The organism is Chryseobacterium sp. 14P4.3.2, from assembly GCF_057799275.1.
In genome coordinates this window covers 131,208-149,307 of the sequence record NZ_JBYOKO010000014.1, presented here as the reverse complement: position 1 = coordinate 149,307, position 18,100 = coordinate 131,208, and the positions used below count along the sequence as shown (strand labels likewise).

The 18,100-nt window shown below is 35.3% G+C and carries 13 protein-coding genes and 1 pseudogene; 2 read left to right on the top strand and 12 right to left on the bottom strand.

Annotated elements, in window-relative coordinates:
• The 9 genes and pseudogenes from AC27VX_RS18585 to AC27VX_RS18545 all read right to left on the bottom strand — a co-directional run.
• A pseudogene (locus AC27VX_RS18585) lies at positions 1-3,357 on the bottom strand (hypothetical protein); the annotation flags it as partial.
• Between the two features lie 12 nt (positions 3,358-3,369).
• Positions 3,370-3,672: a hypothetical protein gene (locus AC27VX_RS18580; RefSeq protein WP_488697204.1), complete on the bottom strand. Its 303-nt coding sequence runs from the start codon at positions 3,670-3,672 to the stop codon at positions 3,370-3,372.
• A gap of 717 nt (positions 3,673-4,389) precedes the next feature.
• Positions 4,390-4,800 carry a hypothetical protein gene (locus AC27VX_RS18575; RefSeq protein ID WP_488697202.1) on the bottom strand — a complete coding sequence of 137 codons (411 nt, stop codon included), beginning with the start codon at positions 4,798-4,800 and terminating at the stop codon, positions 4,390-4,392.
• A gap of 122 nt (positions 4,801-4,922) precedes the next feature.
• The gene (locus tag AC27VX_RS18570) at positions 4,923-5,321 is read right to left on the bottom strand and encodes a hypothetical protein (protein WP_488697200.1); all 399 of its coding nucleotides are present in this window, start codon (positions 5,319-5,321) and stop codon (positions 4,923-4,925) included.
• Between the two features lie 96 nt (positions 5,322-5,417).
• Positions 5,418-7,745: a beta-glucosidase BglX gene (bglX, locus tag AC27VX_RS18565; RefSeq protein WP_236854988.1), complete on the bottom strand. Its 2,328-nt coding sequence runs from the start codon at positions 7,743-7,745 to the stop codon at positions 5,418-5,420.
• A gap of 54 nt (positions 7,746-7,799) precedes the next feature.
• Entirely contained in the window at positions 7,800-8,507 is a 708-nt protein-coding gene (locus AC27VX_RS18560; protein ID WP_236854989.1) for a carboxylesterase family protein, read from the bottom strand.
• Between the two features lie 100 nt (positions 8,508-8,607).
• Positions 8,608-9,999, bottom strand: coding sequence for a glucoamylase family protein (locus AC27VX_RS18555; RefSeq protein WP_488697197.1), 1,392 nt, complete (start codon positions 9,997-9,999; stop codon positions 8,608-8,610).
• Positions 10,000-10,075: 76 nt separating this feature from the next.
• Entirely contained in the window at positions 10,076-11,545 is a 1,470-nt protein-coding gene (locus AC27VX_RS18550) for a RagB/SusD family nutrient uptake outer membrane protein (RefSeq protein ID WP_488697195.1), read from the bottom strand.
• A gap of 5 nt (positions 11,546-11,550) precedes the next feature.
• Complete coding sequence (locus tag AC27VX_RS18545; RefSeq protein WP_300685994.1) at positions 11,551-14,385, bottom strand: SusC/RagA family TonB-linked outer membrane protein; 2,835 nt, start codon at positions 14,383-14,385, stop codon at positions 11,551-11,553.
• Between the two features lie 363 nt (positions 14,386-14,748).
• Here AC27VX_RS18545 and AC27VX_RS18540 point away from each other — a divergent pair, with 363 nt between their 5' ends.
• Positions 14,749-15,420 (top strand): DUF4197 family protein, encoded by a 672-nt coding sequence (locus AC27VX_RS18540; RefSeq protein ID WP_300685995.1) that lies wholly within the window; start codon positions 14,749-14,751, stop codon positions 15,418-15,420.
• Between the two features lie 41 nt (positions 15,421-15,461).
• Complete coding sequence (locus AC27VX_RS18535) at positions 15,462-15,767, top strand: DUF493 family protein (RefSeq protein ID WP_236854994.1); 306 nt, start codon at positions 15,462-15,464, stop codon at positions 15,765-15,767.
• A gap of 210 nt (positions 15,768-15,977) precedes the next feature.
• On the opposite strand, the gene AC27VX_RS18530 is transcribed toward AC27VX_RS18535, so the two are convergent.
• The 3 genes from AC27VX_RS18530 to AC27VX_RS18520 form a co-directional block, all read right to left on the bottom strand.
• Complete coding sequence (locus AC27VX_RS18530; RefSeq protein WP_262912473.1) at positions 15,978-16,328, bottom strand: ArsC/Spx/MgsR family protein; 351 nt, start codon at positions 16,326-16,328, stop codon at positions 15,978-15,980.
• An 88-nt stretch (positions 16,329-16,416) separates the two neighbouring features.
• Positions 16,417-17,031 (bottom strand): deoxynucleoside kinase, encoded by a 615-nt coding sequence (locus AC27VX_RS18525; RefSeq protein ID WP_236854996.1) that lies wholly within the window; start codon positions 17,029-17,031, stop codon positions 16,417-16,419.
• 24 nt (positions 17,032-17,055) lie between these two features.
• Entirely contained in the window at positions 17,056-17,994 is a 939-nt protein-coding gene (locus tag AC27VX_RS18520) for a hypothetical protein (protein ID WP_236854997.1), read from the bottom strand.
• Between the last annotated feature and the right edge of the window lie 106 nt (positions 17,995-18,100).

The window sequence follows — 18,100 nt, the reverse complement described above, 5'->3', positions numbered from 1 at the left end:
CAGATAATTTTCTCTGACCCCAGAAGGAGGGGTAATGGTTCTTACCCCGATTAGCGGATCATAGGTGTATGTAGTAACAAGTGGCTGAAATCTGTCTATGATAAGCTTGCTTCTGAATTTTTGCAGTGCTGATAAAAAAGAAGTTTCATCATTATTGGTTCCGGCATTGGCATCCGTATCTGAAGCGCTGATAATTTCCGCCATTACAGGATAATTCTCGGATAAATGCTGATAAGTAACTCCTTCTACTTTGGCAATAGGTTTCGTATTATTATATCCCCATACAATAGCTGTCGGAATTCCATCTTTTGCCGTATACTGACGTAGATTTCCTTTAGCATCATACTGATCATAGGTAATTTCAATAGAAGCCATATTATTTTGAAGATTATAGGATAATATTGATGTAGGAAGCAATGTCAAAGGATCATCATATCTTGTTTCTCTTCTGGAAATAGTTTTTCCGAAAGCATCGTTAGAATCTTGTTTTTTTGTCACTACAGTTTCTAACGGAATTCCAATCATATTGGCATTAATGAGCTTCTGGTTCCCCTTTTCAGCTGCGTACTGATAAACCGTTTCCTGGATACTGAAATCAGAAAATGAGGTTACGCTTCTGGATACTTGTTTATCCGGATTGTTGTATAAATAATTGGTTATCGTAGTAATTTTTTTATAAGTAGTATCATCTGTTGTATTGATTGGTACATCTTCTAAATACTCTGTACTGGTTACGTCATTCAGAAAAGAGGAGTAGGTTGGAAATCTACGGCCCTCTACATACATATTATTCAATGTAGTGGATGGGTTTGCCGTAGATGTTGTAAAGATATATGGGTAAATCTGAATACCGGCAACACTATAAATGTTCCCCTCTAAAATAGAATTGTAAATATTTTGGGTACTTTTCTTTAAAAACAGATTTCCATTTTTATTACTGAAGATACGGTGTGAAATTAATCTGCTGCTAATATTGTTTAATGGGAAGTGCCTGTATAATTTATTCATAGCAGAAGAGGATAATACTCCTAAAACTGTAGCATTGTTTATTTGGGTATTAGCAGCCATTCCGTCTTCATTGGGGTATTTTAGTGGAAGGCTGTTTTCAACTGTATATGCTTCGGTATCAAATTTTTTTTCTTCTCCTCCTTTTTCAAAATTGTCACCTCCATAACTAATGGTTACTTGTGGATATACGGGATCATAAATGTCAAAACTGGCTTGTTCACCACTTTCAGAAAAGGTAAAAATATTTGATATTTGCGGTTCGGAATGGAATAACGACGTATATGATGAAGCAAAGCAAGTAAGACATTCATGAGGCAATGAGTTTACTCCTATTATTTGATTATAAACATATGACCTAAAATAAGGCTGAAAAGGTAAACCAATAATATCCATATTGCTAATATTCTTATAATCTGCATAATAAAATCTTTTAATATTGACAGGTCCATTTTCAGCGAGATCATATTGCTTTTTTAATCTGATATTTGCATCTTCTATTTTTGTCCAGCCATTATCATATACCACTGCAGCGACTCCATTACATTGTTTACATAAGTCTGCTATTTTATATTTAAATTGATAAGCCTTATTAGGCTGCGGCTGAAAAACATAAGAAAAGCTAGCATTCTGAACCATTTTTTGTACCTGCACCAGTTTGCTGTATACGACCTGATTGTTTGACTGATCTATTATTTCAAAGATTGCTTTGGCTTTACTTGGCTGATTGATCTCTGCATCAGAATGAAGGTGTATATCAATAGTTACTTTATTTCCTGTAATTTCTGATGGCTGCAAAACAAATGAAGATTCATTTGATAGTGGGTACCATTCGTTTTCATCCAGTACTGGATGGTAAATAGTATTTGTATTTCCGATAACACAATTTCTTTCTTTTATTACAGATTTTTTAGCTTGTAATGATTCGTATTCAAATACCGTCTTTCCTTTTGTAGGGTAAGTAATAGATTTTAGTGTTCCTTTTTTAGCAAATTCAAAGTTGGCTCTACGGTCTGCATAGTAAATACTCTGATCAAAAAAACTGTCATGTTCACCAAATAAATTGAGATTAGGCAATAATGAACTGTTATTATTGGAGCCATTAAAATAGCCTAAATAATCTATTTTTTTCGAAAGCCTTTCGGGAATATCTAAAGGGGCATCATACTCTAAACTGTATTCATTGGTAAAGGTTTCCGTATTGTTGCTTATTGTATATTCTTTGACGGATGTTAGAAAAAATCTTTTTTTACTGACAGAGGTGCTGGTACTGTTGATATAGTCAAAAACTATCTTTTTTATATTTATTCCATTTTGTGAAATTACAATATTCCCCAACTTTTGAAATGGGCTATTTAGCTCAGTTATATAATTAAAATTAATCTCTTCATTTTTTCCAATGATTTTAGTTAGAATTTTTGGATTTGTTATGTTTAATTTTTTACTGAAAGTGCCCACCTGCGCACCAGACGGAGCTGTTATAAGTGTTCCTGAAGATGATGATTGAGAATTTATCATTCCAATCTCTTCTTCCCCGAGCTGAATAATTTTTGAACTCACTTCCGTATAGAGAAAATTTATCTCATTATTAGAGGTATCCTTGATTTTAGTAAGATAAAAACTTGTATTTCCACTACGTGAATTATCTAAACGAACCCAGGTTTTCTCAATTGCATTTGTCCCTCCAAAAGTATATTCTGTTCCGTCATTAGCTGTGATAATAAATGTAAAATTTTGTTTAAAATCACCCAATGTTTCAATTTTAACATTATAATTTTGTGTCAATAAAATGGGCTTAAAATTTTTATCTAAATAGAAACTCCCATTATAGCCCTGGACTGAAAAACTGAATATATCTATTTCATTATCTATTGATCCAGAAATGTCATGTGTATAAATCCCCAAAGTTTGTGCCCCATCTTGAGAAGAAAGATAACCGAATTCACTTGCATTTAATATAACCCTTTGTGATGCTATTTCATCAGTGAGATCATAGATTGTCCTGTTAATGACGCCTCCTGCTTCTAAGATCCAATTCATTCCCACTGAATTGGGTACATCATTTACTTTTACACCTGCTTTAAAATAATTTAAAGCAACAGGAAGCTTTAAACTTCCGCTTGTAATCTCATGCAAAGGAATTGTTAGATTAGGGGTTCCTTTAAATTCATTAAATGCTGTATTACCATACTGAGTTTTAAAATAAGATTCTGGAGAAGGCGGTACAACATTGAATGTTTCGGTCCCATCTATTCCCCCTTTAGCAGAAACTAAGCGACTATAATCTTGTCCATGAAGTATATGGCTCCATAGGGTTGTTAGTAAAATAACAGCTATTGTATTTTTTTTCATGATGGTTAGTTTTTACTTTTTAATTACCTTAGCATTCGCTGTTTTACTTGTATCCGTTTTTATCGTCACCAGATAGGCGCCCTGAACCAGAGCCTGCGTATTCATCTTGGTTACTTTATTCTTTGTTTTCATGCTCTTCTGTTGACTCTTAGTCCGGGTAGAAGTTTGGCTAATCAGGAGCTGCTCATCGATAATAGTGGTATCCTGACTCAGAAAGTCCAGTGTTGAAGATTTTAAATCCTTCTGCCATAAAATTTCCTGGGCTGATCCCAGAATAGTGCACAAGGCAAATGTACCGGGGTAGTTTTTTTCCATATGTATTTGATTTTTTTTAAATATAGTATTAAATATTTCATGCAAAAGCGATATAATGTGCAATTATTTTTTCAATATTGTACACATTGTATATATTCCTTCCTCTTCCGGAAATACCAGAAAATTATTTAATGTCGAAAAATTGTAATGATAAGACTGACCTAAGTATAAGATCCTAATATATCCTGTATAGATATTCTAAAAAGTATTTTCATTCCCGTGTTATTTTCAAGTTCGTATTAGTTTATTATTTTCGCAAATTTAACAATTTTTAACATATATTAAAATATGTAAACAAAGTTTATCATGCCATATCAATCTATTGTTATGTACATTTCTGCATTATTCTGAAGCAAAAGTAGGCCAGTAAAGCGACAGAACATGACGCATAATAAAGATGAAGTATGTTTATTAAAAGAATCTTGCATCAGAACGGAATAGCTGATCTGTTTTTATAAGTGATAATCTTAGGAAAAGGTCAAAACACAGCACTCTATAATTACCTATTATCAGAGTTTTAATTTTATCTAATGTCAAGATTCTAAACCATATCATGGATTGATAAGTCAGGTAAGAGAAAGACAAGATAACTTACAAAAATTTCTGCTTTTTACAACTTAACAGCCTAAAATGGATTCTATCCACTTTAATTCCCCAGTTTAGAGGTACTAAAAAAGCCACTCTTCCGAATGGCTTCTTATTTTTTTGGAAACTGGTTTACTGATAGATTACCACATCATTTTTTTTGATTTGATATCCTTTTTTGTAAGGGGCTAAAACATAGCTGTCTTTAATGTGCGTTCCACTTTTCCAGAGATTCTCTTTTCCCTCTTTATCCAGAATAATACTTTTTGCCATTCCGTCCGGGATGAAAATTTCAGCTTTTTTCATGTTTTTAGTGAAAATCACTGCGGTCATTGAAGCGTAGCTTTGGTCTGAGTTGACTTCTTTCAGCTTTATTTTCTGACTGAAAGTTTTTATACAATCGTTTCTCAACTGTGAATAGGTGTATCCGGCAGAACCGATACAACCGTGAACATCTCTGTCTCCTCCTACTACAGGAGCTTTTTTTTGTGCAAAAATTAAGGAACATAGGAATACTGCACTGAATAAAATTGTTTTTTTCATATTTAAATTTTTTGTTGATGGTTGGTATAACGATATCCCAAAAAGGATACTCGTTAATTTCTTCATAAGTTACAAAAAAAACCATTCTTACGAATGGTTTTTCTATTTTTTGATGGATGTTCTTATCTGTAGATCACAACATTATCCTTTTTAAGCTGGTAGCCGTTTTTTTTGTACGGAACCAATATGTAATCTCCGTTTTTCCAGGCTTTGGCTTTTCCGCCTGCTCTGGTAAGGATGATACTCCCAGCTCCGGTATCTTTAACGAAAACTTCAGCTTTGTTCATGTCTTTACTAAAAATAACGGCAGCCATTGAAGTAGAACTTCCTTTCGGAGCAACTTCTGTAAGCTTTATTTTTTGCTCAAACACACGTACACAGTCTTTTTTAATTTGTGAGTACGTATACCCTGCTGAACCAATGCATCCGTGTGCATCTCTGTCACCACCCACTACCTGTGCTTTTTGTGCGAAGACTAGAGAACCAAGGAACATTGCGCTAAGTAAAATTGTTTTTTTCATTTTGATTTGTATAATATAATAACTAGAATGTCATTCATTAAAAAACCATGCCAAAAAAACATAAACCACAAAATGGTGAACCGTTAATACCGTTTCTTACTTAGTCCAGTTGATTCTGGAATGTTTCACCTCATCAGAGCTGGTACCAATCATGATATCAAACTCTCCTGATTCCCAGTCATATTTCAAATCTCCGTTATAGAATTTCAGACTTTCCGGGCTGATGTCGAAGGTGACTTTTTTAGACTCTCCTTTTTTCAGAAATATTTTCTGGAATCCTTTCAATTCTTTTACCGGTCTGGTAATACTTCCTACCAAATCTCTGATATATAACTGAACAACTTCCGCCCCGTCATAATTTCCGTTATTGGTTACTGTAACTGTTGCCTGAACGGTTTGATTTCCTTTCGGACTGGTATTGGAAACAGCCATATCAGAATAGCTGAATTTTGTATAGCTTAAACCAAATCCGAATGGATAAAGCGGTGTATTGCACTCATCCATATAGTTTGAACGGAATCTCTGGTATTCACATTTATCAACTAAAGTCTGGTCTAACGGACGCCCTGTATTTTTTGCATTATAATAAATCGGAACCTGTCCTAAACTTCTTGGGAAAGTCATTGGAAGTTTTCCGGAAGGATTTACTTTTCCGAAAAGAACGTCAGAGATTGCATTTCCTGCTTCTGAGCCGGCAAACCACGCATTAAGAATGGCATCAGGAATATCTTTTACATTCGTTAAAGCCAATGGACGACCAGTAAAAAGAACCATAGCAATCGGCTTCCCTGTTTTTTTTAGTTCATTTAATAAGTCAACCTGAGATTGAGGAATTGTAATTTCAGTTCTTGATGAAGATTCACCACTCATTTCTGCAGATTCTCCGATCGCTAAAACGATCACGTCTGATTTATTAGCAATATCCACCGCTTCTTTTAACAATTCTTCTTTTGAACGGCTGTCTCTGTCGGTTTTCTTACCGTGAGCGGCATAAATTTCTTCTAATTTAGCATCATAATCAATGTTTGCTCCTTTTGCAGAAATAAATTTCACTTCCTTGCCATAATTTGCCTGAAGCCCCTGCATTAAGCTAACAGATTTATCATGCTTTGCGGCAACACTCCAGGTTCCGGCCATGTTTAATGAATTATTGACCAATGGTCCGATTACCGCTACAGTTCCGGACTTTTTCAAAGGCAATACCTGGTTTTCATTTTTCATCAAAACCATCGACTGAGCTGCTGTACTTCTGGCAATATTTCTGTTTTCCATATTGAAAACTTCTTTTGCAGCCAGTTTAGCATCACCATGTTTATATGGATTATCAAATAGACCTAAGTCATATTTTGCTTCAAGAATTCTTCTCGCTGCCATATCAATTTCAGCCTGCGTCACTTTTCCTTCGGATAAAGATTTTTTAAGGGTCGTTAGAAATCCTTCACCTACCATATCCATATCAACTCCTGCTTTTAAAGCTAAAGCAGAAACCTGCTGAAGATCTCCCATTCCATGGTCTACCATTTCGTTGATCCCTGTGTAATCAGTAACAACGAAACCTTTAAAGTTCCATTTGTTTCTCAGTACCTCAGTCTGCAGCCATCTGCTTCCTGTTGCAGGAACTCCGTCAACCTCGTTAAAAGAAGCCATCACAGAAGCTACTCCTGCATCAACAGCTGCTTTATAGGGTGGGAAATATTCATTAAACATTCTCACATGGCTCATATCAACAGTGTTGTAATCTCTTCCTGCTTCACCTGCACCATACAATGCAAAGTGCTTCACACATGCTAAAATGGTATTACCGGCAGATAAGTCTTTACCCTGATAACCATACACCATATTTCTGGCAATTTCACTTCCTAAATACGGATCTTCACCGGAGCCTTCAGAAACTCTTCCCCATCTTGGTTCGCGGGAGATATCTACCATTGGAGAATACGTCCAGTTGATCCCGTCAGAAGAAGCTTCTTTTGCCGCAACTCTGGCTGACTGCTGAATAAGGTTCATATCCCATGAAGCAGCAAGTCCTAAGGGAATCGGGAACGTAGTTTCATATCCGTGAATAACGTCCATCCCAAAAATCAAAGGGATTTTCAAACGGCTGTTTTCCACAGCAACTTTTTGAACGGCTTTAATTTTATCAGCTCCTTTTATATTGAATAGTCCTCCTACTAAACCCAGTTCAACTTTTTTTCCAATATCAGAACTTTTAGCCAAACCTGTAGTAAAGTCACCTGAACTTGGTAAATTCAGCTGTCCTATCTTTTCATCTAAGGTCATTTTAGACAAAAGATTATCTACAAAAGCTTTTCTTTTAGCCGCATATTGAGAAGTCTGATAAGACTGAACGGGCTTCGTTACCATTTCCTGTGCCGAAAATACCGGCGCAAGCGCTAACGTTGCCATTACAATTAACTTTTTCATAAATCTATCTTCTTATAAATTATATTTCTATTTTTATTTTAATTCAAAGAGTGTCTATTTCTCTTTCTTTTTTGACATCATCCATTCATATAATTGTGGGTTCGAATAGGCAGAATCCCAGGAGTTATGATTATCATTTGGAAAAATAGTAAGTTCCGCTGAGGGATTGACAGGATGCAGCTTTTGATAAAATTTAAAAGCATTTTCAGGAAGCACAACATCATCCATTCCGCCATGGTATATTTTCATGTTCAAATTTTTATATTGCTGAATATTGGCAGTCATCACCTGATCTGTAGGAGCACATACTGAAACTACTGCGGCAAACATTTCAGGATGTTCCATTGCCAGCTTTAAGGTTCCCCATCCTCCCATAGAAAGCCCTGTAAGGTAAATTCTGGAGGCATCAATTTTATATTTTTTCTGGATTTCTCTGATCAGGTTATAAACGGTAACGGTATCCCACCACATATTTTCCGGACACTGGGGTGCCAGAATAGCTACCGGCTCTTTGATCAGATCTTTATAGGTAAACGGACTGTGCGCTTTTACCATTTCCAAATTATTCCCTCTTTCTCCTGAACCGTGAAGAAAAACAATTAGCGGAACATTTCCTTTGGTTTTCTGAGGATAATCGAGGATATAGGATATTTTTTCCTGTTTTTTAATTTCTTTATTCAATTCTGCTTTTATTTCCTGAGCATTCAGCTGTAAGGAGAGTGGCAGAAGTAAAAAGGGAAAATGTCTTAATTTTAATTTCATATTGTTATTTAGGTTTTGGCTAAAGGATTTGATGTTTTCTTTAAATGGCCACGAATGCATTGATATAATTATTTTATGCACTCATGGCGCAGTAAAGATTTTATTTTATTCCATATTTTGCTGAGTGAAAGCTTAGTTTTTTCAATCCCTGCTGAATTTCCGGAGCATTCATAAACAGCTTCCAAAGGAATCCCGTTCTGTAATTTTCGATCATGGGTGCAATGGTTCCCTGATCGATGGCCAGATATCTTGGAGTGGTCCAGTTATTATAATTGATTGATGTAGCATCATAAGGACCTGCAGAACCAATAAATTCAGGTTTTTGAGTGTATATAAATCTCAAAAAGTCCATAGATTCTTTTGGGGTATATGGAAAACTGCTCAATGCCGCAGTCGGAGTGATTACTCCGTGATCATTTTGTGGAAAATGAGCGTTATATCCTGTGCTTCCATCTTCATTTCTGGAATAACCGGCTGTCAGCCCCCAATACTCAGGTCCATATCCTTTCCATTGCTTTGGGTTTTCAACACAGTATTTATAATCGATAAGAACCTGATTCTTATTAAGATCAAAATAATTTTTAATCAGTTTGTCTGATAAATTGGTAGGATCTAATCCAATGTAAGAATATTGCGCCCAAAATAAAGGGCCTCCATACTCTTCAGCTCCGTTGTGCTTAACATACATTGGAAGTCCATATTTTGTTTTTTCCGAAAGAATCTTCCCGTTTCTTGCCCAGCCTTTATAATAGGTTTCCTCATCAATAGAATAAGTAGGTGAAGAAGCTGCTAAAATATAGGTGATCAGGCATTCGTTATATCCTTCCAGCGGAAAATTCATTTCCCATTGATACTCCGGTGACCAGTGCCAATACAATACTTTCTCACCTCCTTTTGTATACCAGTTCCATTGAATTCCTTTCCATAGTTCATCACATTTTGCAGCCAATCTTTTTTCTTCAGCATTTCCGTTCTTAAAATATTCACGAACCATCAGAATCCCTGAAGTAAGGAATGCTGTTTCCACAAGATCTCCTCCATTGTCTTTTTTACCAAAAGGAACCGTTTTCCCTGTCTCTCCATTGATCCAGTGTGACCAGGCACCCTTATGACGGTCTGCTTTAGCAAGGAAATCCATCATGGTAGTCAATCGTTTCACAGCTTCTTTTCTGGGAACAAAGCCTCTTTCTACACCCACCAGAATGGTTGCCAGTCCAAATCCGGAACCTCCTGTAGTGATAACGTGTTTATCGTTATCCGGATAGATCTTATCTTCATGATAACGTTCTCTTCCAAGCATTGAATGAGGTTCTGCATAATCCCAGAAATATTTCAGGGCATCTTTCTGAACTTTGTTCATGAGCTGCTCATCTGTAACAGTAGTATTTACAGCTCGGTTTTGGGAAACATCCTGTTTTGCTATTTGGGAGTTTTTGCAGGAATATGCAAACAATAAAGATGCAGCAGCAATTGATAATAAGGTCCTTTTCATGAAATCTTTTTTATCTGGTTATACTAAAAGAAGAGGAGAACTTTCATTCTCCTCTAAAGTGTGTGGTTATATCATTCTAATAATTAGGATTTTGCTGAGACAGCCCCCCTGCTTCCATAATAAAATCCTGTGGAAGAGGGAATACTTCATGCTTACCAACCTGGAATACTTTTCCTCCATCAGCTGCCATTGCAGCCTGTGCCTGACCTGTTCTGACTAAATCAAACCATCTGTCGTGTTCGAAAGCTAATTCTAATCTTCTTTGTTTCCAGATATCTGCTCTTACATCAGCTTGAGTAGATGCCGGAGAATCACCGATATGAGCTCTATTCCTTACTTGATTTAAGAATGGAATCGCAGCAGAAGTCTGGCCTAATTCGTTCATTACCTCAGCTTTCATCAGAAGAACCTCAGCATATCTCAGATAACGGATATTGGTATCAGTATTAGCCTGATCATAATAAGCTGAAGAATATGCTTTATAATTATAAAACTTATTATCTGCATTGATGTTGACTTTTCTATCATCATATAGCGTCATTCCTCTTTGCATAATAGTAGCATCTCTTCTTGAGTCACCTGCAGAATAAGCATCAAACAAGCCTTGGGTTGGCGTTGCAAATCCCCAGCCCCAACCTCCGGTACCACGTGGCGACTGTACCTGAGTATACTGCTGTATTCCTCTACCAGCTACAGCTCCTGACCCTTGAATTTCAAAAATAGATTCTGCATTATTTTCTCCTGTGATTTTATAAATATCAATAAATTCCGGAGTTAAGGAATAACCTGTTACCAGATTACACTGATCAAGTGCTAATTGCCATTTTTTCTGATAAAGATATACTTTAGCCAATAAAGCATGAGCTGCACCAGAAGAAGCCCTTCCTACGTTTGAAGCCCCATATGCTGAACGATCAGGCAATGCTTCTATTGCATCTTTAAGATCTTTTTCTATAAATGCATAAATTTCTTCTTTAGAAACTCTTGTTAACTGCATTTTTTTGTCTGCATCATTGTCTGTAGCAGGAACATGATCAACTAATGGAACACCGCCAAATGACTTCACCAATGTGAAATACATAAATGCTCTTAGGAATTTTGCTTCTCCCATTAATCTTTTTCTTAAGCTTTCATCAGCATTTTTAAGCTGAGGAATGTATAGTAATGCCTGATTTGCTCTATTAATCCCCTGATAATTAGAAGCAAATAATTCTTTGAAAGACGGTGTTGTAGCGGTAAAATTCAAGGCATCCAGAATATCTTTATCTGAACCATTATCACCTGCGCTAGATCCTTTGTCTGCATCATCTGAAACAATTGAAGTTACTCCAATCCAGGCAAAGGTACTCATGTTCCAGTCCAAAAATTTAGCATAAATGGAATTGACAAAATATGTAGCTCCATCGTTATTATTGAATTTTTCAATATCACCAACAGTCATAGATTCTGAAGGAGAAACATCAATAAACTCTTCTTTACAACTCTGTGTAAAAGTCCCTGCTGCCAATAACATCAACGAGACAATTAATATTTTATTTTTTTTCATTTTTTCTAAAAGTTTACGTTTAAACCAAAAATAAATGATCTCAATGTAGGATATGAGTTCAGCTCTACTCCGGCAAGTTTATATGGATTTCCTTCTGCTGTTGCATCCGCTGCATTATATCCTGATAATTCAGAAGAATATCCTGAATATTTGGACCAAACAACTGGGTTAATAGCACTAACATATAATCTTATAGATTTAACATTTTTCACTACATTCTTAATAGTATATCCTACTGAAATATTATTAATTCTAAAATAATCTCCGTCTTCTAAGAAAAATGTAGATGCAATTGGTATTGCAGTTGTAGGTGCAGGATTTGCTGCATTGGTATTAGTAGGAGTCCAGTAATCATTAGCTACTGAAGATTCAATATTTTCCCCGCTGATTCTTTGAGCCTTTTTACCATTATAGACTTTAAAACCAAAAGCACCATATCCGTTAGCAGCAAAATCCCAATTTTTATAGCTTAAAGATACATTGATACCTAAAGTAGATTTTGGAATATAAGAATCAAAATATTTTCGGTCACCTGCATCTGCAGATCCTGTCACTCCATTTCCATTAAGGTCTTTATATTTCATAGCACCGTTTGCATCATATCCGTCAAACTCCCACAAGTAGAAACTTCCTAATGCATGGCCTACCGTTGATCCATTGAACAATTTAGTCCATTGTCCATTACCCAAATCTCCGCCACTGAGCTGAGCAACATTTTTTTCAGTATTAACTTTCGTTAGCTTATTTTTATTATATGAATAATTAGCTCCAACAGAATAAGTCCAGTTTTCACCAACTTTATCAGCCCAGTTAAGCGAGAATTCCAATCCTTTATTAACTACAGCACCCATATGAGAATAGTAAGTTTCTGACTGCCCTGAAGTCAGGAAATTAGAAATCCCTAAAATCAGATTTTTTGTCTCCCTGTTATAAGCATCTACCGAACCTGTCAGTCTGTTATTCAAGACCGCGAAATCAAGTCCTACTGATGATTCTTCTGTAATTTCCCATCCTAAAGTCGGATCATATCCTTTATTAACAGTAATTCCGTTACTTACCGCATTACTGTTTCCAAAACCATAATTATAAACTGTTCCTGAACTAAGTGATAAGTAGTTTAAAGGAACTTTCTGATTCCCTAATCTACCCCAACCTCCTCTAAGTTTTAAAAGGTTAAAGAAGCTATCTTTCATAAAATCTTCTTCAGACACTATCCAACCTGCACCAAATGATGGGAACGTTCCCCATTTTTGACCTGCAGCAAACTGAGAGGAGCCATCTCGTCTTACGGTAGCACTTAAAAGATAACGGTTCATCAGTTTATACTGTGCTCTAGCAAAATATGATATTGTTGTGTTTCTGTCTCCTTTTACTGATGTTAGATTTTGTACATTATTCACGTAATCAAAGCCACTAAGATTCCAGTAATTTTGGTCAGTTAATAAAAGATTTCTTCTCGTAAGGTTTAATGATTCAACACCATTGATTACTGTTGCTTCTGTACCTACCGTTGCTTCAATATCATGTACTCCAAACTTTCTATTATATGTTAAGTAGTTTGTAAGTGACCAGTTATAATAATCTTCTTTCTTGTTAAGAAGAGTATTTCTGGCATTTTGCCCTGGAAAATCACCTGGTACTCTTGTAGGATCTGCCGCTAACCAAACTGCTACGGCATCCGTAAAATTGTACGCTTTATAATTTCCATATTCACCACTAAACTGAGAAGTGAATTTTAATCCTTTCATGATATCAATATCCAACTTCAGACCTCCCTGCATAATCATGCCTTTATTTTGCTGATTATCAAAAAATAGCTGGCTTTCAGGATTCCCTACGTTATTAAATTGATTTCCAATATAATCTACCACACCATTGGAGTTAACTCTTGGAAGCCCAAACTGTCCAGATGCATAACGAACCGGAACTATAGGAGACTGCTTATATGCAGTCGTAAAAGCATTTAGTGGTTTTGGTGTTTCTTTTGTGAAAGCAATACTTAAGTTTTGTGATAGGGTAACTCCTTTTGCAATTTTAAATTCATTATTTGATCTAATCGTTGCACGGTTATAATCCGTACCGCGAAGAATAGACTGCTCATCATAGTTACTTAAACTTAAGAAATATTTTACAGATTCTGAAGAACCTGAAATCGAAAGATTATGCTGATTGTAAATACCTGTTCTTGTGATTTGCTTGTACCAGTCAGTATCTACAGGTTGATTAAGAGAAAATTTATTGATTCCTAACGCTATATTGTTATAGTTAGCAAATTCTGAAGCATTTGCCATTTTTACTGTTCTTAAAGGATTTCTAATTCCAATCAGTCCGTCGTAAGAAACACTCAACTTTCCTTTACCTCCTTTCGTTGTAATAATAATAACTCCATTTGCTGCTCTGTTTCCATAGATAGCAAGTGCAGCCGCGTCTTTTAATATATCATAGGTAAGAATATCATTACTGTTTATATTATTAATGTTACTGGCAAACATCCCATCTACAACATATAAAGGTTCTCTTCCTCCCAGTACTGTACCCATTCCTCTAATCATTACACTAGGAGTGGAACCAGGTAAATCCGAAGCTGTCACCTGTACCCCTGCTGCTTTACCCTGGATAGCCTGCGAAGCATTTAATACTTTTGTCCTGGTTACTTCTTCTGCACTGATGGAGCTGATAGATGTTGTATTATCTACTTTTTTACGACTACCATACCCGATCATTACCACCTCGTCAATCTTCTGGACTTTGGCAGAATCAGGTGTAGTCTGTGCATTCACGTTCATTCCGAAGTACAAAACCGCGATAAGGCATGAATACTTTAAATTACATTGTTTCATATAGTTTCGAGTTTATTCAAATAATCAAATTTTGATATGTCTTAATAAGTGGAGTTATTTAAAATCTCAAAAAAAGACATTAGCCAAAAATATAAAAAATATCCCACCATGTTAAATTATCTTAAAAATTTAACAACTATTGTTTTTTTTTGAATTAAAAATGAAATAGGATCAGTTTTTATGAGTTTATATTCAAAACAATATGGAATAACATAATATATCTTTAATAGGAAAATAGCAATTTTAACATAAAAATTCACCAAATTGACTCCCTAAATTAATATTTTGTTAAATAAAGAATAGTATTTACCTTTGGTGCAGTTTTTGAGAAAAGCAATAAGAAAAAAATCAATAAAAAGATTAATGAAAAAATACATCATTGCAGCCGCTCTTATTATCGGAACCGGCGCAGTCATTACCACTACGGTACAGTCCTGTACCACCCTGGCGACAAGCGACATGGGGCTTTCTATTATTAAAAGGATGCTCTTGAATGGTATTGATAAAGGAATGGGGGTTTACGCGAATAAAGAGGCCTTCCTGCAGAATAACATGGTGGATAAAGCTCTTCCAAAAGAGCTCAGAGATATCAACTCTATGCTGGAGAAGATTGCGCCTTCATTAGTCGCTAAGGAAAGGGATTATATCGCACAGGCAGCTGCTTACACGGTAAATACTTCAAAACCTATTTTACAGGGTGCGGTAAACAGTCTGAACGCTCAGGACGTCACAAGAATTATCCAGGGAACTACTGCCACACAGATTCTGAAAGAAAAAACCTCTCAACAGCTTATTGCAGCCATTGCTCCTAAAGTGGATGAGAAGCTGAATGAATACGGTATTGTAAAAACAGTCAACACTGCATTGGCCGGAAATAATTTCCTTGGCAGCCTTTTAGGAGGAAACAAGAACACTGTAAGCTCAGGAGGGCTAAGCCAGCTTGCTTCTGAACAGCTTGTCAACGGACTTTTCAATATCATAGAAGATTATGAGCACCAGAACTCCAAGTCCTTACTAGGACCATTTGGAAAATAGGAAATTTTTCATTAAATTTATATTAATATTAATAATTGCAGATGGATATATTACAAGGAAATCAACACGCAAGTCCTGAAGATTTCTATAAGTCTTTAAAGGAAAAACTGGAAGATCATCACGATTTTCCTGAGGATTATTTATTCAAATTTATTATTCCTACAGACCAGTCAAAATTAACTGAAATTTACAAGGTTTTTGATGGTATTAAATTTACATTGGGAAACCGTGAAAGCAAAAATGGAAAATACACAGCCTGCAATATCAACGCATTTGTATTGGATGCTAATCAGATTGTGACTATTTATAAAGAAGTAGCAAAAATAGAAGGAGTTATTCTATTGTAAAAATGAATCGGCTGTCTCTTTGAGACAGCCGATTTTATGAACATCCATCCATTCTCAGAAAAAAATCAACCTAATATAAAAATCCATCTTTGGAGATTTGATACGGTTTATTTTTTAACGAATTTCAAATATTGTCTTTAATATATTTTAAAGCACAAAAAAGCCCATTTATTTATAAAACGGGCTTTTTTATTATTTATTAATTCTTAATTATTTATCAATAAAGAATTTGACATTTTCAATAGGCCTTCCCAACATTGCTACAGAGCCTTTCACCAGAATAGGTCTTTGTATCAGTGAAGGATTTTCAGACAAAATCTTAATCCATTCCTCTTCGGAATAGTTTTTATCGGCATACTTTTCCATATATAGTTTATCCATTTTACGGATAATATGAAAAACGCTTTGATTCAGCTTCTTCAAAACTGTTTTGATCTCCAGAATGCTTAACGGATCTTCGATGATATTAATGATTTCAAAAGGCACACCATTTTCATCAAGGTACTCTAACACAGCATTTGATTTCGAACAGTTTCCGTTATGTAAAACTTTAACTAACATCTTTAATTGCTTTAAAAAATTAAACTTACTTATCTCAAAATTAATAAGAATTCTCTTGAGATTGTCTTAACATTCTGATAAATGTTTGTTAAAACAATCCGTGCAATTCTGCTTCAATCTTTTCCAGAATAAGCCCGAAATCTTCCGGTTTTTCTACAAAATCAAGATCATCCACTTCAATAATCAGAAGTTTACCTTCTGTATAGCCGGAGATCCATTTTTCGTATTTCTGATTGAGTTTTGAAAGGTATTCAATACTAATTGACGCTTCATATTCACGTCCTCTTTTATATATTTTCTTTACCAGATTGGGAACATCTGATTTTAAATAGATCAATAAATCCGGAGCTGATACAAATGATTTCATCAGATCAAAAACCGATGAATAGTTATTAAAATCTCTGTCAGAAAGAAGGTTCATATCATTTAAGTTTTCTGCAAAAATGTGTGCATCTTCATAAATGGTACGGTCCTGAATAATATTTTTACCGCTTTCTCTGATCTCTTTCACCTGACGGAATCTGCTTCCCAGGAAGTACACCTGCAACGCAAAGCTCCATTTGCTCATATCCGAATAAAAGTCCTCCAGATACGGGTTATGATCTACATCTTCAAATTGTGCATCCCATCCGTAATGCTTGGAAAGCATTGTGGTTAAAGTCGTTTTTCCCGCTCCAATGTTTCCTGTAACTGCAATATGCATATTATTTTTCCTTGTATTTACTGATTAATCGACAAGCTTTTCTACGCCGGCAGTCTGAAGGTCGGAAACCTCTTCAATCAGTTCTCCTAATGTATTGTCTGAAGGTTTTCCCGCTGTTTGTTCATCCGGATTTACTTTAGGTTTTTCTATAGATTCCGGCTGAATTTCCAATTGTTTCAGCTGCTTGGCTTTTTTTACTTTTTCAAGGCTGTAAAGATAGAGTTTGTTACCCTTGATTTCAAAATAAGAGAGGATATTTTTATCCACAATTTGTGCATCCGGATCATCAAAAATGGTTGTCATACCTTTTTCAGGAACGTATTTTGAAATCAGATTATTGGCAATAACCAGAATGTTATCATTCTCTCTCCTGAATCTTTTTCCGTTATCGATAGGAGCTTCAAAGAGTTTTTCAAATTTAAGGTTATAGATCCTGATATGTTTTCTTGTTAAAATATAGACTTTACTTTCATAAACCAGGAGGTCCATCAAATCTTCAAAGCTTACATCAAACGGATATGAATTGATGGTAGTATCATTTCTGAAATTATATTGTATCAGGCGTTTTGTACTGTCATCCAATAACCATAATTGCTGCAAATCTTCAGCATAAGCCATTCTGATAAAACCAAATTTCTGCTTAAAATCAATACGCTGAATCTCATTCATGTTTTGGTCCACAAATTTCATCTCCTGAGCATTTTCTGAAAATAAAGAGACATTCAGCGGATTCTGTACACTTTGCACTTTATAGGGTACGGTAAGCATCATTTTTCCGATCTGTTTTCCTAAGGAATCATATTTGGTAAGACTAAAATCTTTGTTTTTATAGATATACAGATTTCCATAGTCATCGGCCAGCATATCTTTGGCTTCCTTAAGTTTTAAAGTATCTAAAGGAATAATATTCTGTGCCGAAGCTGTACAGAAAAGGAAAAAAAATAATAAGTTTAAAAACTTCACTCTGTTTTTTTAATGTGTTCAATATACAGAAAAATAATTTCATCTAAAAGGCCGCCAAATCTGATCTAATTTTTTTTAATATTCATGAAAACTGAAATAATCAATT